Origin of the sequence: Actinospica acidithermotolerans (genome assembly GCF_018139625.1) — a bacterium.
Classification (GTDB): domain Bacteria; phylum Actinomycetota; class Actinomycetes; order Streptomycetales; family Catenulisporaceae; genus Actinospica; species Actinospica acidithermotolerans.
The window spans coordinates 1-13,179 of the sequence record NZ_JAGSOH010000162.1; the positions used below are offsets into that span (position 1 = coordinate 1).

General features: G+C 75.1%; 12 protein-coding genes and 1 pseudogene. All 13 read left to right on the top strand.

Annotation, left to right across the window (positions count from 1 at the left end; all coding sequences use genetic code 11):
- Positions 1-733, top strand: a 733-nt coding sequence (locus KDK95_RS31415; protein WP_212521976.1) for a vWA domain-containing protein, incomplete at its 5' end; no start/stop codon positions are given.
- A gap of 6 nt (positions 734-739) precedes the next feature.
- Complete coding sequence (gene cobO / locus KDK95_RS31420) at positions 740-1,360, top strand: cob(I)yrinic acid a,c-diamide adenosyltransferase (RefSeq protein ID WP_212521977.1); 621 nt, start codon at positions 740-742, stop codon at positions 1,358-1,360.
- Positions 1,354-2,742: a cobyrinic acid a,c-diamide synthase CobB gene (locus KDK95_RS31425; protein WP_212521978.1), complete on the top strand. Its 1,389-nt coding sequence runs from the start codon at positions 1,354-1,356 to the stop codon at positions 2,740-2,742. The genes cobO and KDK95_RS31425 overlap by 7 nt, the downstream gene beginning before the upstream one ends.
- A complete protein-coding gene (gene cobI / locus KDK95_RS31430; protein WP_212521979.1) occupies positions 2,739-3,470 on the top strand; it encodes a precorrin-2 C(20)-methyltransferase in 732 nt (243 codons plus the stop codon). Before KDK95_RS31425 ends, cobI begins: the two co-directional genes overlap by 4 nt.
- Positions 3,467-4,267 (top strand): precorrin-4 C(11)-methyltransferase, encoded by an 801-nt coding sequence (gene cobM / locus KDK95_RS31435; RefSeq protein ID WP_212521980.1) that lies wholly within the window; start codon positions 3,467-3,469, stop codon positions 4,265-4,267. Before cobI ends, cobM begins: the two co-directional genes overlap by 4 nt.
- Before the next feature lie 56 nt (positions 4,268-4,323).
- Positions 4,324-5,490 (top strand): cobalt-precorrin-5B (C(1))-methyltransferase, encoded by a 1,167-nt coding sequence (locus KDK95_RS31440; protein ID WP_249162191.1) that lies wholly within the window; start codon positions 4,324-4,326, stop codon positions 5,488-5,490.
- Positions 5,483-6,733, top strand: a complete 1,251-nt coding sequence (gene cbiE, locus KDK95_RS31445) for a precorrin-6y C5,15-methyltransferase (decarboxylating) subunit CbiE (RefSeq protein ID WP_212521982.1) — start codon at positions 5,483-5,485, stop codon at positions 6,731-6,733. The genes KDK95_RS31440 and cbiE (KDK95_RS31445) overlap by 8 nt, the downstream gene beginning before the upstream one ends.
- Positions 6,730-8,262: a precorrin-3B C(17)-methyltransferase gene (gene cobJ / locus KDK95_RS31450; RefSeq protein WP_212521983.1), complete on the top strand. Its 1,533-nt coding sequence runs from the start codon at positions 6,730-6,732 to the stop codon at positions 8,260-8,262. The genes cbiE (KDK95_RS31445) and cobJ overlap by 4 nt, the downstream gene beginning before the upstream one ends.
- Complete coding sequence (locus tag KDK95_RS37240) at positions 8,259-8,453, top strand: 4Fe-4S dicluster domain-containing protein (protein WP_212521984.1); 195 nt, start codon at positions 8,259-8,261, stop codon at positions 8,451-8,453. Before cobJ ends, KDK95_RS37240 begins: the two co-directional genes overlap by 4 nt.
- Positions 8,450-9,064: a precorrin-8X methylmutase gene (locus KDK95_RS31460; RefSeq protein ID WP_212521985.1), complete on the top strand. Its 615-nt coding sequence runs from the start codon at positions 8,450-8,452 to the stop codon at positions 9,062-9,064. The genes KDK95_RS37240 and KDK95_RS31460 overlap by 4 nt, the downstream gene beginning before the upstream one ends.
- Complete coding sequence (locus tag KDK95_RS31465) at positions 9,061-10,062, top strand: sirohydrochlorin chelatase (protein ID WP_212521986.1); 1,002 nt, start codon at positions 9,061-9,063, stop codon at positions 10,060-10,062. Before KDK95_RS31460 ends, KDK95_RS31465 begins: the two co-directional genes overlap by 4 nt.
- Positions 10,063-10,071: 9 nt before the next feature.
- Positions 10,072-11,460: a precorrin-6y C5,15-methyltransferase (decarboxylating) subunit CbiE gene (gene cbiE, locus KDK95_RS31470; protein ID WP_212521987.1), complete on the top strand. Its 1,389-nt coding sequence runs from the start codon at positions 10,072-10,074 to the stop codon at positions 11,458-11,460.
- Between the two features lie 379 nt (positions 11,461-11,839).
- Positions 11,840-13,179, top strand: a pseudogene (locus KDK95_RS31475) (hypothetical protein); the annotation flags it as partial.

The window sequence follows — 13,179 nt, forward strand, 5'->3', positions numbered from 1 at the left end:
GCCTGATCCGGGCCGGGCGCGGGGGCAGGTGGTCCACCTGCCGGCCACGTTGCGGGCCGCGGCGCCGCATCAGGCCGAGCGGCGGGGGGACGACCCCGGGGGTGACGGGCGTGTCGTGCGGTTGCGGCCCTCCGATCTGCGCACGGCGGTGCGGCGGGACCGCGAGGGGAACCTCGTGTTGTTCGCGGTGGACGCGTCGGGGTCGATGGCGGCCCGGGCGCGCATGTCGGCCGTGAAGGGCGCCGTGCTGTCGCTGCTGCTCGATGCGTATCAGCGGCGTGACAAGGTCGGGCTGGTCACATTCCGCGGTTCGGGTGCCGAGGTCGCGCTTCCGCCGACCGGGTCGGTGGAGGCCGCCGCGGTGCGGCTCGCCGCGCTGCCGACCGGTGGGCGCACGCCGCTGGCGGCGGGGCTGATGGCGGCGTACGACGTCGTGCGGCGCGAGCGGCTGCGGGATCCGCGGCGGCGGGCGCTGCTGGTGCTGGTCACGGACGGCCGCGCGACCGGGGAAAGGGGCGCGGTCGCGCAGGCGCGGCGGGCCGCCGCCTTTCTCGCCGCGGCCGGCGTGGCGAGCATCGTCGTGGACTGCGAATCCGGGCCGGTGCGGCTCGGCCTCGCCGCCGAGCTCGCCGACCACCTCGGCGGCGAGCATGTGCCGATGGGCTCGCTCTCGGCGCAGACCCTCGACCGGACCGTGCGCGAGAGCGTGACCTCGATGCGGAAGGCGGCCTGATCTCCCATGCCCCAGGGCAAGCCGGAACTCGTCCCCGAGGACGGGCTCACCACCAGGCAGCGCCGCGCCCTGCCGCTGACCGTCGTGCACACCGGCCACGGCAAGGGCAAGACGACGGCCGCGTTCGGGCTCGCGCTGCGCGCCTGGAACGCGGGCTGGCCGATCGGCGTGTTCCAGTTCGTGAAGTCGGCCAAGTGGAAGATCGGCGAGGAGCCGGTCTTCAAGACGCTCGGCGCGCTGCACGAGCAGACCGGCCAGGGCGCGCCGGTCGCCTGGCACAAGATGGGTGAGGGCTGGAGCTGGATCCAGCGCGATCTGCACACGGACCCCGAGATGCAGGCGGACAACGCGCGGGCCGGCTGGGAGCAGATCAAGCGGGACCTCGCCGCCGAGACGTACAAGCTCTACCTGCTCGACGAGTTCACCTACCCGATGAAGTGGGGGTGGGTGGATGCGGACGAGGTGGTCTCCGTGCTGCGCGAGCGGCCGGGGACGCAGCATGTCGTCATCACCGGGCGCGACGCCGCCCCCGCCCTCGTCGAGTACGCCGATCTGGTGACCGAGATGACGAAGATCAAGCATCCGATGGACGCGGGTCGCAAGGGCCAGCGGGGCATCGAGTGGTGAGTCTCGGCACGCCGCGCGTGGTGATCGCCGCGCCCGCCTCCGGCCACGGGAAGACGACCGTCGCCACGGGGCTGATCGCGGCGTTCGCCCGGCGCGGGCGCCGGGTGGCGCCCTTCAAGGTCGGCCCGGACTACATCGACCCGGGTTACCACGCGCTCGCGGCCGGCCGGCCGGGTCGCAACCTCGATCCGTTCCTGCTCGGCGAGCCGCGCACGGTCGGCGTCTTCGCCCACGGTTCGGCGGGCGCGGACATCGCGATCGTCGAGGGCGTGATGGGCTTGTACGACGGCGCGGTCGGGCGCGGCGAGTTCGCCTCGACGGCGCGGGTCGCGACGCTGATCGGGTCTCCTGTCATCCTCGTCGTGGACGCGACGGCCCAGGGCCGCTCGGTCGCCGCGCTCGTCGACGGGTTCCGCGGGTTCGACCGCCGCGTCCGCATCGCCGGGGTCGTGCTCAACCGCGTCGGCTCCGACCGGCACCGCGAGATCCTGGCGTCGGCGCTGGACGAGATCGGCGTGCCGCTGCTCGGCGTGCTGCACCGGTCCGATGCCGTGGCCACGCCGTCGCGGCACCTCGGCCTGGTGCCCGTCGCCGAGCGTGCGCCGGACGCGGTCGCGACGGTGGACGCGCTGGCGGATCTGATGACGCAGAACCTTGATCTGGACCAGGTCGAGCGGATCGCGGGGAGCGCGACGGCGAGCGATGCCGTCGCCGCTGTCGCCTGGTCGCCGGAGGAGGCGGTCGCGGAGCTCGGCGGACCGGTCCGCGGACGGCCGGTCGTGGCCGTGGCCGGGGGAGCGGCGTTCACGTTCTCCTACACCGAGCACGCCGAACTGCTCGCGGCGGCGGGCGCCGAGGTCGTCACATTCGACCCGCTGCACGACGCGAAACTGCCGGAGCGTGCGTCGGCGCTGGTCATCGGGGGCGGATTCCCCGAGGTCTACGCGTCGGCGCTCGCCGAGAACAAGTCCCTGCTCGACGACGTGCGCGCGCTGGCCGCGGACGGCGGCGCCATCGCGGCCGAGTGCGCCGGGCTGCTGTACCTGGCGAAGTCGCTCGACGGCGTGCCGATGTGCGGCGTCATCGATGCCGAGGCGGTGATGACCGAGCGGCTGACGCTCGGCTACCGGGAGGCCGTCGCCGCCACCCCTTCAGTGCTCTGCGATGCGGGGATGCGCGTGAACGGGCACGAGTTCCATCGCACGAAGCTGACTCCGGCCGCGTCCGCGGACCCCGCGTGGATGTGGCGTGCGCACGACGGCACGAAGGTTGCCGAGGGGTACGCGTCGGCCCGCCTGCACGCCTCCTACCTGCACCTTCACTGGGCCGGCGCGCCGGAGCTGCCGCTTCGCCTGGTGACCGCGGCGGGGAGTGTGCGATGAACACGCTGATCGGGATCGGTGTAGGGCCGGGCGACCCGGAGCTGCTGACGCTCAAGGCCGCGCGGCTGCTGCGTGAGGCCGACGTCGTGTTCGCGCCGACCACGTCGCTCGACCGCGAGTCGCGTGCCGAGCAGATCGTGCACGCCGCAGCCGGAATCCGGGCGCGTCGGCTGGTGTTCGCGCTCGATGACCAGGGTGGTGTGACGGCCGAGCGTGCGGCGGCGTGGGACGAAGCTGCGCACGCGGTGCTCGGCACGTTCGAGTCGGGTGCGCGGACGGTCGGGTTCGTGACCCTCGGCGACCCGAACGTGTACTCGACGTTCGGGTATCTCGCGCAGACCGTCGCCGCGCTCGATGCGGGAATCCGCATCGAGACAGTGCCGGGGATCACCGCGATGCAAGACCTGGCCGCGCGCGCCGACGTGCGGCTCGCGGAGGGACGCGAGCCGCTGACGCTCGTGCCCGCGACGGCCGGACTCGACGAGGTGCGAAACGTACTCGCCGGGCACGGGACCGTCGTCGTCTACAAGGGCGGCCGGTTCCTCGGCGAGCTGACCGCCGCGGTCGAGGAAGCCGGCCGCGCGGACGCCGCCGTCCTCGGCACCGACCTCGGGCTCGCGTCGGAGAACATCGGTGTTCTGCGCAAGCCCACCGACGGCGACCGGGCGCCGTACTTCACGACGCTGATCGTGCCGCCGACGCGCGGCGGGCGAGGAGAGAAGCTGTGAGCACAGGTAAGGTCACCTTCATCGGCGCGGGCCCCGGCGCGGCCGACCTGATCACCATCCGCGGCGCCCGCGCGATCGCCGCCGCCGACATCGTGATCTGGGCCTCCAGCCTGGTGCAGGAGGAGATCCTGGAGCACGCCCGGCCCGACGCCGTGACCGTCGACTCGGCTGCGCTGCCGATCGAGGGCGTGCTGCCGTACTACGAGCAGGCCGCCCGGGAGAACCTGCGCGTCGCGCGGGTGCACTCGGGCGATCCCGCGCTGTGGGGCGCGATCCAGGAGCAGCTGGAACGCGCCGCCGAGCTCGGCCTGGAGACCGAGGTCGTGCCCGGCGTCTCCGCGTTCTCGGCGGTCGCGGCGCTGGCCCGGCGCGAGCTGACGGTGCCCGAGGTCGCCCAGTCGGTCATCCTCACCCGGCTCGAAGGCGGCAAGACGCCGATGCCGGAGAAGGAGACCATCCGATCCTTCGCCGCGCACGGTACGACGATGGCCGTCTTCCTGTCCGCCGCGCGCTGCGGCCAGCTGGCGGCCGAGCTGCTCGCCGGCGGGTACGCCGAGGACACGCCGGTGATCGTGGCGTCCCGCGCGACCTGGCCGGACGAGGAGATCGTGCACTGCACGGTCGGCACGATGGCCGAGACCGTGAAGGCCCGGAAGCTGTGGAAGCACACGCTGTTCCTGATCGGCCCGGCCCTCGGCTCCTGCGGAACCCGCTCCCACCTCTACCACCCTGGCCACTTCCACGAGCACCGGCGGGCCGACCCGGCGGCGCGCCGGGCGTTGCGCGCGTCCAGGTGAGGGGCACTAGGTTTCTGTCCGTGAACGACCTCCGCGAGCCCGACCTGCCGCGCACGATGAAGCAGCGTGCGGGCAAGGCGCTGCGCTCGGGCTGGACCACCGGGTCCTGCGCGAGCGCGGCCGCCAAGGCCGCCGCGCTCGCGCTGTCCACCGGCGATCCGCAGCAGGAGGTCGAGATCGCGCTGCCCGGCAAGGAGGGCTCCTGGACGCAGCGGGTGCGCTTCGCCGTCGACCGCTGCGAGGTCTCGCCGGCGCGGGCCGAGGCCGTCGTGGTCAAGGACGCCGGCGACGATCCGGACGTGACGCACGGCGCGCAGCTGACCGCGACCGTCTCCTGGCGCGCCGAACCCGGGATCGAGCTCGACGGCGGCGTCGGCGTGGGCGTCGTGACGAAGCCGGGGCTCGGCCTGGAGGTCGGCGGCCCCGCGATCAACGCCGTGCCCCGCGCGATGATCGCCCGCGCGGTCGGCGAGGCCGTGGACCTCGCGTCGCGCGGCGTGCGCGTGGTCATCTCGGTGCCCGAGGGCGAGGTGATGGCCCGCAAGACCACCAACCGGCGGCTCGGCATCATCGGCGGCATCTCGATCCTCGGCACGACCGGGATCGTGCGGCCCTTCTCCACCGCGGCCTGGCGCGCCTCCGTCGAGCAGGCCGTGAGCGTGCTGGCCGCGCAGGCCGCCGGGACCGCGGGCGGCGACGCGACGCTGGTGCTGTGCACCGGCGGCCGGACCGAGAAGGGCGCGATGGCCCTGCTGCCGCACCTGCCCGAGGTCAGCTTCGTCGAGGTCGGCGACTTCACCGGCGCCGCGCTGCGCCGCTGCGTGGAGCACGGCGTGCGCGAGGTCGTGTTCGTCGGCATGATCGGCAAGCTCACCAAGCTCGCCGCCGGAATCCTGATGACCCACTACACGCGCTCCGCCGTCGACACCGACGTGCTCGCCGACCTGACGACACGCGCCTTTCCGGAAAAGCCCGCATTGGCCGCCGCCGTGCGGGAAGCTAATACCGCGCGGCATGTATACGAACTCTGGGATGCTTCCCACGTCCTGGGCGCATGCGCGGACGTGCTGTGCGAACAGGTCGCGAAGGTGCTGGAGCGCTTCGCGCGGGTGGAGTGCGGCGGCTGCCTGCGGGCCCGCGTGGCGCTCGTCGACTTCACCGGAACGGTGATGGTCGGCTCGAGTGCGGATTGGGCAGAGGGTGGGGACGTACGGCATGGGTGAACTCACGGTCATCGGCTACTCCGGCGCGGACCTGGGCGCGGACGCGCTCGCGGTCCTGGCGTCGGCGACGCTGGTCGTCGGCGGCGCGCGGCATCTGGCGGCGGTGCCGGTGCCGGAGGGCGCCCGCACCATCCAGCTCGGCGCGCTGGAGCCGGCGCTCGACGCGCTCGGCCGGCACGACGGGAACGCCGTGGTCCTCGCGTCCGGCGACCCGGGCTTCTTCGGCATCGTGCGCAAGCTGCGCGCGGGCGGACTCGAGGTGGCCCGGGTGATCCCGGCGGTCTCCTCGATCGCCGCCGCGTTCGCCGCCGTCCGGCTGGACTGGGACGACGCCGCCGTCGTCTCGGCGCACGGCGGCGGGATCTCCGGATCCACCAGGAGCCTGCGGCGCGCGGTCAACGCCTGCCTCGCGCACCCGAAGGTCGCCGTGCTCACCGGCCCCCGGGCCACGCCGCGCGACCTGGCGAAGGCGCTGCTCGCGGCGGGCCTGGACGCGGGCGACCGGGTCGTGTGGATCGCCGAGCGGCTCGGCACCGACCAGGAGCGCGTCTCCTCCTACGACCTGGCCGAGGCCGCGAAGGTCAGGGCCGAGGAGCCGAACGTCGCGCTGCTGCTGGCCCCGGTCCCGGCGCGCGAGTCCTCCGGCTGGCTCGCCGGAGCCCGGGCCGGCGGGATCACCGCGAACGACCGCTCCCTCGTGCCGCTCCCGGACGAGGAGTTCGAGCACCGCGACGGCCAGATCACCAAGATGGAGACCCGCACGCTCGCCGTGTCGCTGCTCGGGCCGAAGTTCGGCCGGCTGATCTGGGACCTCGGCGCCGGCTCCGGTTCCGTCGGCATCGAGTGCGCGCGCCGCGGCGCCGCCGTGCTCGCCGTCGAGCGGGACGCAGAGTCCTGCGAACGCATCGGGCGCAACGCCGCCAGGCACGGCGGCACAGGACTGTATATATGCAAGGGCGACGCGGCCGACCACGCCGCGCGGATGCCGGACCCCGACGCCGTGTTCATCGGCGGCGGCGGGATGGACGTCCTGCGCACGGTGCTCGACCGCCGCGCGCCGCGCCTGGTCGCCACCTTCGCGTCGCTGGAGCGCGCCGGATCCGTCCTGCCGCTGCTCGCCGGCCACGGCTACAAGGCCGAGGGCATCCTCCAGCAGGCCTCCCGCTTCGCGCCGCTCCCCGACGGCACGCACCGTCTCGCGGCGCAGAATCCCGTGTTCCTCGTGTGGGGTGAGTTGCTGTGACCCGGATCGGCTGCATCGCCGCGACCGCCTCAGGTCGCGAGGCGGCGGCGTACCTCGAGGCCCTGTGGCCGCACGAGGTCGAAGTCGTCGAACTGGGCACGGTCGCGGACTCGCTCCGCGCCGCGTTCCAGGGCTGCGATGCGGTCGTGTCGTTCCTCGCCACGGGGGCGACGGTGCGGATCCTGGCCCCGCTGCTCGGGCACAAGACCACGGACGCGCCGGTCGTGTGCGTCGACGAGGGCCGACGCTTCGCGATCGCGCTGCTCGGCGGCCACTACGGCGCGAACGACCTCGCGCGCCGGGTCGCCGACGCGATCGGCGCCGAACCGGTGATCAGCAACGCGAAGGACGCGGACGGGGTAAGGCCGCTGCCGCCGCTGCCGCGCAGCCGGATCATCGTCGGCGTCGGGGCCTCGCGCGGGGTGAGCGCCGCGGAGGTGCTCGAGACCGTCGCCGCCGCGCTGGCCGAGGCCGGCCTGTCCCCCGCCGACGTCTCCGCGCTCGCCACCGCCGACGTGAAGGCCGACGAGGCGGGTATCGCCGAGGCCGCGCGCCGCTGGGGCTGGCCGATCCACTACCGCACGGCGGAGGAACTCGCCGCCGTCGAGGTGCCGAACCCGTCCGAGGCGGTGCGCGCGGCGGTCGGCACCCCGTCCGTCGCCGAGGCCGCCGCGATCTACGCCGGGCCCGGGCGCGCTCCGGGCCGGCTGCTGGTGCACAAGAAGAAATCCGCGAGGGAGTATCCGATGGCGACCGCCGCCGTGGCCGAGCACAGCGACCACTTCGAGAGGCGCGGCCGGCTGGCGGTGATCGGGCTCGGCCCCGGCGCCCGGGACCTGACCGCTCCGCGCGCGCTCGCCGAACTGCGCGCCACGGAGGTCGTCGTCGGGCTCGACCAGTACGTCGACCAGATCCGCGACGTGCTCCCCGCCGACGTGCGGGTCGAGGCCACCGGGCTCGGCGCCGAGGAGCTGCGGGCCCGCAGCGCCGTCGACCTCGCGCGCGCCGGATACCGCGTCGCGCTGATCGGCTCCGGCGACGCCGGCGTGTACGCGATGGCCTCCCCGGCACTCGACCACGCGGAGACCGCCGAGATCGACGTGGTCTGCATCCCCGGCATCACCGCGGCGACCACGGCGTCGAACGTGCTCGGCGCCCCGCTCGGCCACGACCACTGCTCGATCTCGCTCTCCGACCTGCACACGCCCTGGCCCGCGATCGAGCGGCGGGTGCGCGCGGCCGCCGACGGCGACTTCGTCGTCAGCTTCTACAATCCGCGCTCCGCCAAGCGCGACTGGCAGCTGCCCAAGGCGCTCGCCATCCTCGCCGGGCAGCGGCCCGACACCACGCCGATCGGCTGGGTGCGCAACGCCGGGCGCCCCGACGAGACCCACGGCCTGACCACGCTCGCCGAGTTCGACCCGTCCGTCGTCGACATGTACACCACCGTGATCGTCGGCTGCTCGCAGTCGCGCATCGTCGCCGGGCGCTTCGTCACCCCCCGGGGCTACCGGTGGGCCGACCGGTGAGCCGGGCGGGCGAGCCGATCGCCGAGATCGGTGCGTGCCAGGGCTGCGGCGGCTGCCTGCTCACCTGCCCCGAGCACGCGATCCGGCCGGACGGCGGCCGACTGTTCGTGCTGGCCGCGAAGTGCACCGGGTGCGGCCAGTGCGTGGAGGTCTGCCCGGTGGACGCGATCGATATGAGAGCAAGAACGTGAACAGACTCGTCCACCCGATCGAGCAGGAGTCCTACGCGATCCTGCGCGGGCAGCTCGCCGCCCGCTACCCGGACGCCGCCGGGCGTCCGCCGCTCGCGCGGGCCGTCCTGGAGCGCGTCGTGCACGCCAGCGCCGACCTCGAATACGCCGAGGATCTGGTGCTGCCGGACGAATCCGTACTCGAACAGGCCGTCGCGGCCCTGCGCGCCGACGCGCCCGTCGTGGCGGACGTCGCGATGGTCGCGGCGGGGATCACGCGGCGTCAGACGCTGTGCCGCATCACGGATCCGCGCGCGGCCGAACTCGCGAAGGAGACCGGCCTCACCCGCTCGGCGGCCGCCCTCCGGCTCGCGGCCGAGGAGGCCGGACCCGGCGCGGTGTACGTCGTCGGATGCGCCCCGACGGCCCTGTTCGAGCTGATCGAGCGCGCCGAGACCTACGATCCGCTGCTCGTCCTCGGCCTGCCCGTCGGCTTCGTCGGCGCGGCCGAATCCAAGCAGGCACTGCGGGAGAGCGGACTGCCCGCGGTCAGCAACGTATCCGGCAAGGGCGGCTCGGCCGTCGCGGCGGCGGCGCTCAACGCACTGCTGTACTGGGAGGTCGTGGCATGAGTGCTCTGCTGATCGTCGGTCACGGCACCCGGGACGACGAAGGAGCCGACGAGTTCCGGAAGTTCGTACGCAGGGTCGAAACCCGCGCCGTCGAGCGCGGCACGGCCGACGCCGTCGCCGGAGGGTTCATCGAACTCTCCCCGCCGCCGCTCAAGGACGCGGTCACCGGCCTCGTCGACGCCGGGCACCGCGACCTGACCGCCGTCCCGCTGATCCTGCTCGCCGCCGGACACGCGAAGGGCGACATCCCGGCCGCGCTCGCCCGCGAACGCGAACGCCACCCCGGCGTCCGGACCAGGTACGCCCGGCCGCTCGGCCCGCACCCGGTCATCCTCGACCTGCTGCGCCGCCGCGTGGCCGAACACGCCGGCGAGCGGCCCGACGCCGTCCTGCTCGTCGGCCGCGGCACCACCGACCCCGACGCCAACGCGGACCTGTTCCGCGCCGCCCGGCTGCTCTGGGAGACCTCGCGCGAGCTCGGCGTCCGGCAGGTCGAGGCGGCGTTCGTCTCGCTCGCCCAGCCCTCGGTCCCCGACGGCCTCGACCGGCTGCGCGCACTCGGCGCCGAACGCGTGCTGGTGCTGCCGTTCTTCCTCTTCCCCGGCGTCCTGCCGACCCGCATCCACACCCAGGTCGCGCAGTGGCGGACGGAGTCGGCGATCCCCGCCGCCGTCGCCGACGTCATCGGGGACTGCGACGAGCTCGCCGACCTCGTCATCGAGCGCTACATCGAGGCCGACGGCCGCGGCGGCGCCCCCGTGGGAATGAACTGCGACGCCTGCGTCTACCGCATCGCGATGCCCGGGTTCGAGGCCCGCGTCGGCCAGGAGCAGCACCCGCACGACCACCCCGAGGACCCCTCCCACCAGCACGGCCACCACCATCACCCGCATCACGCGCCCCGGCACCCGGGCGCCCCGGCCCGGCCCGAGGCCCGTTCCGTCCAGGAAACGCGGGTTTCGCGTCCGGTCGGCCCGCCCCCGCCCTCCGTGGGATGATGGACTGATATGGCAACTGAGCAGGAGCACGGGCCGCGCGGGGCGTCCCGGGCCGCATCGCCCAGGGTGACGGTGACGGTACTCGGGTTCGACGGTTCCCCGCTGAGCCCGGCCGCGCGCCGAGCGCTGGAGCAGGCGACGCTGGTGATCGGCAGCATCCGGCACCTCGACCTGATCCCGGTCCCGGAGACCGCGCGCCGGATCTACATGGGCGGCCTCGGCGCCGCCCTGACCCGCCTCGCCCTGCACGACGGCCCGGCCGTCGTGGTGGCCTCCGGCGACCCCGGCTACTTCGGCGTCGTGCGGGCGCTGCGCGAGCAGGGACTCAGGGTGCGCACGATCCCCGCGGTCTCCTCCGTCGCCACCGCCTTCGGCCGGATCGGCCTCGCCTGGGAGGACGCCTTCGTCGTCGCGGTCGACCCGCCGGCCGACGGCGTGGACGGCACCGAGCACCGCGACCCCGGCAAGGTCCGCACCGGCGGGCGCGCGGCCAAGGACGGCGGCTTCGGCAACGGGCCCGGCGCCACCCTCCGCGCCGCCGCGAACCTGTGCCGCGCCTACCCCAAGGTCGCGGTCATGTGCGGCGAGGGCGCCGGCCCGCGCGAACTGGCCGTCGAACTGCTCGGCCCGGACAAATCAGGCCCCGCACGCACCCTCGTCGTCGCGCAGCGGCTCGGCGAGCCCGAGGAGTCCGTGGAGTGGCTGAGCCTCGACGAGGCCGCCGAACGGCATATCTGGGGCGATCCGTGCATCGTGCTCTGCCTCGACGAGGCGCAGGTGCTCGCCCCGGGCGCCGCCGGGGCCGGTGCCGTGCCGGTCGCCGGCTGGCCGGGGCCGAGCGGCGGCTGGGCGTCGGCGGACAACGCCTTCGTCTACCGCTCCGGCCGCGTGCTGCCCGCCGAGGCCCGCGCCCTGGTGCTGGCCCGGCTCGCGCCGCGCCCCGGCACCCTCGTCTGGGACGTCGGCGCCGGGTCCGGCTCCGTCGGCATCGAGTGCGCCAGGCTCGGCGCCGCCGTCGTCGCCGTCGAGCGCGACGCCGACTCCTGCGAGCGGATAGACCTCAACGCGACGATGCACCAGGTGCGGCTGCGCGTGGTGCGCGGCCAGGCCCCGGAGGCGCTGCTCGACCTGCCGCAGCCCGACGCCGTCTTCCTCGGCGGCGGCGGAGCGGACGTGGTCCGCGCGGTCACCGGCCGCGACCCGCGCATCGTCGTCGCCGCGACCACCGCGATCGACAAGGTCGCCGAGGTGAAGGCCGCGCTGCGTGGCGAGGGCCGGGAGCGGCGCCGCGTCGACGGCGTGCTGCTGCAGTCCTCGCGGCTCGTCTCGCTGCCCGGCGACGCCCACCGCTTCGCCGCGCAGGATCCGGTGTTCGTGCTCTGGAGCGAGCGTTCCTGATGGCCGGTCAGCGGGGGGCGCGTCTGCCCGCGCGTGCCGCCGGGGCCGCGCCCGGGGCGCCGGGAAGGTCCCGGGTTGCCGCTAATTTCCGTTTTACGGCAACGCTTCGCGCGCCACGTCCTTCGGACGGGTGGCGTGCGTCACCCGCGCAGCCGGTTGACGGCCGCGCACGGCCCGCGCACGGCCTGATACCGGGTGCCGGGCGGGCCTCCGTACGTTCCGGTCGCGATGACGCCGGGCGCGCGTTCCGGGTAGGGTACGTGATCGCCGCGCGGTGGGCGCGCATCGGGATCCGTCAGGTCCGCACGGTTCCCGCGGGGGACAGGGCATCGGCCGGGATCGACGGCACGGCGCTGTGGACATGGAACGAGGAGGCACGATGACCGGCACCGACGAGTTCGGCCACGAGCTCGACGCGCAGGGCTACGAGCCTGCCGCGGGGCAGGGCGCGGGCGCGCAGCGGCCGCGCGGACCGCAGCCGCTCGGCCGGCCCATGCAGGCCCACGTGCAGCAGGTGCCGGGACGTCCGCTCGCCCCGAATCCAGGCCTCGGCCCGAACCCCGGCCTCGGCCCGATGCCGGGCGCCGTCCCGCAGCCGGCGCCGTGGACCGCGCAGGGTTCCGGGATCGGCTACGCGGAGGCCGCGTTCGGCGCGCCGCAGCACCCGAACGCCGCGATGCCCGACCTGCCCGGAGTCTCCGGCGAGTTCGAGATCGACGCGACCGCCCCGCAGCCGCGGCTGGTCATGCCCGTGCCCGGCCCGGGCCAGGACGCGCCGACCGCCGAGTTCTTCCCGCTCTACGACGCCGGCGCGCCCGAGGACTACGAGGTCCCGCCCGCCGCTGCCGCCGCCCCGCCGTTGCAGGGCCACGCGGCCGAGGTGCCGGTCCAGCAGCTGCACGCGCCGCTGCAGCAGCCGACCCCGATGCCGCGCCAGCAGATGCCGCAGCAGCCCGCGCCCGGCCCGGCCTTCGGCCGGCAGCTTCCGCAGGACGCTGACGAGCTCGGCCCCTACGAGCAGGGCGGCGACCCGCTCTCCGGCTCCGGCTCCTCCTGGTCCGCGGCGCCGCCGCGCGCCGCGCAGGCCCCGACGATGCAGCACCCGCAGACCCGGCCCGCCCAGGCCCAGCGCCCGGCCGTGCCCGAGCAGCCGATGCCCGCGCCGGCGCCGCTGCCCGAGCGCGGCGCGGCCCGTGCCGCCCAGCGCGCCGGCGGGATCGCCGCGGCCGGAGCGGTCGCCGCCGGACGCGCCGCGCTGCGCCAGCAGCAGGCCGACGCGGCGGTGCAGACCGAGACCGACCCGCTCGGCTCCTCCGGCCAGCGCACGGTTCCGGCGCAGGCCCAGGCCCCCCAGCAGCAGGCCGCGCAGGCCGTGCCGCAGCAGGCCGCGCCGTCCGTGTTCGAGGCCGCCGCGCCGCGCCGGCCCGAGCCGCAGGACGAGCAGGAACGGCAGCAGGCCCAGCCGCAGCAGTTCGCGCAGCCGCAGGCCCAGCCGCAGCAGTTCGCGCAGCCGCAGGCCCAGCCGGTCCAGCAGGTTCAGCCGGTCCAGCAGTCTCAGCCGGCGGCCCAGCCGCAGCAGCACGAGCAGTATCAGGACCCGCAGTCCGCCGGAAACCGCGAGGTGCCGCAGGCCGCCGCCTCCCCGGCCCCCGGCGCCGTGCGCGACTCGATGTCCCCGCCGCGCCGCCGCGTCCCCGGCCAGCAGCCGCAGGCCGCGCC

Excerpts from the sequence above, each read along its gene's own strand:
- cbiE (WP_212521982.1), top strand. The coding sequence starts at position 5,483 with ATGGGTGAACTCACGGTCATCGGCTACTCCGGCGCGGACCTGGGCGCG.
- cobO (WP_212521977.1), top strand. The coding sequence starts at position 740 with ATGCCCCAGGGCAAGCCGGAACTCGTCCCCGAGGACGGGCTCACCACC.
- cbiE (WP_212521987.1), top strand. The coding sequence starts at position 10,072 with ATGGCAACTGAGCAGGAGCACGGGCCGCGCGGGGCGTCCCGGGCCGCA.
- cobI (WP_212521979.1), top strand. The coding sequence starts at position 2,739 with ATGAACACGCTGATCGGGATCGGTGTAGGGCCGGGCGACCCGGAGCTG.
- KDK95_RS31465 (WP_212521986.1), top strand. The coding sequence starts at position 9,061 with ATGAGTGCTCTGCTGATCGTCGGTCACGGCACCCGGGACGACGAAGGA.
- KDK95_RS31440 (WP_249162191.1), top strand. The coding sequence starts at position 4,324 with ATGAAGCAGCGTGCGGGCAAGGCGCTGCGCTCGGGCTGGACCACCGGG.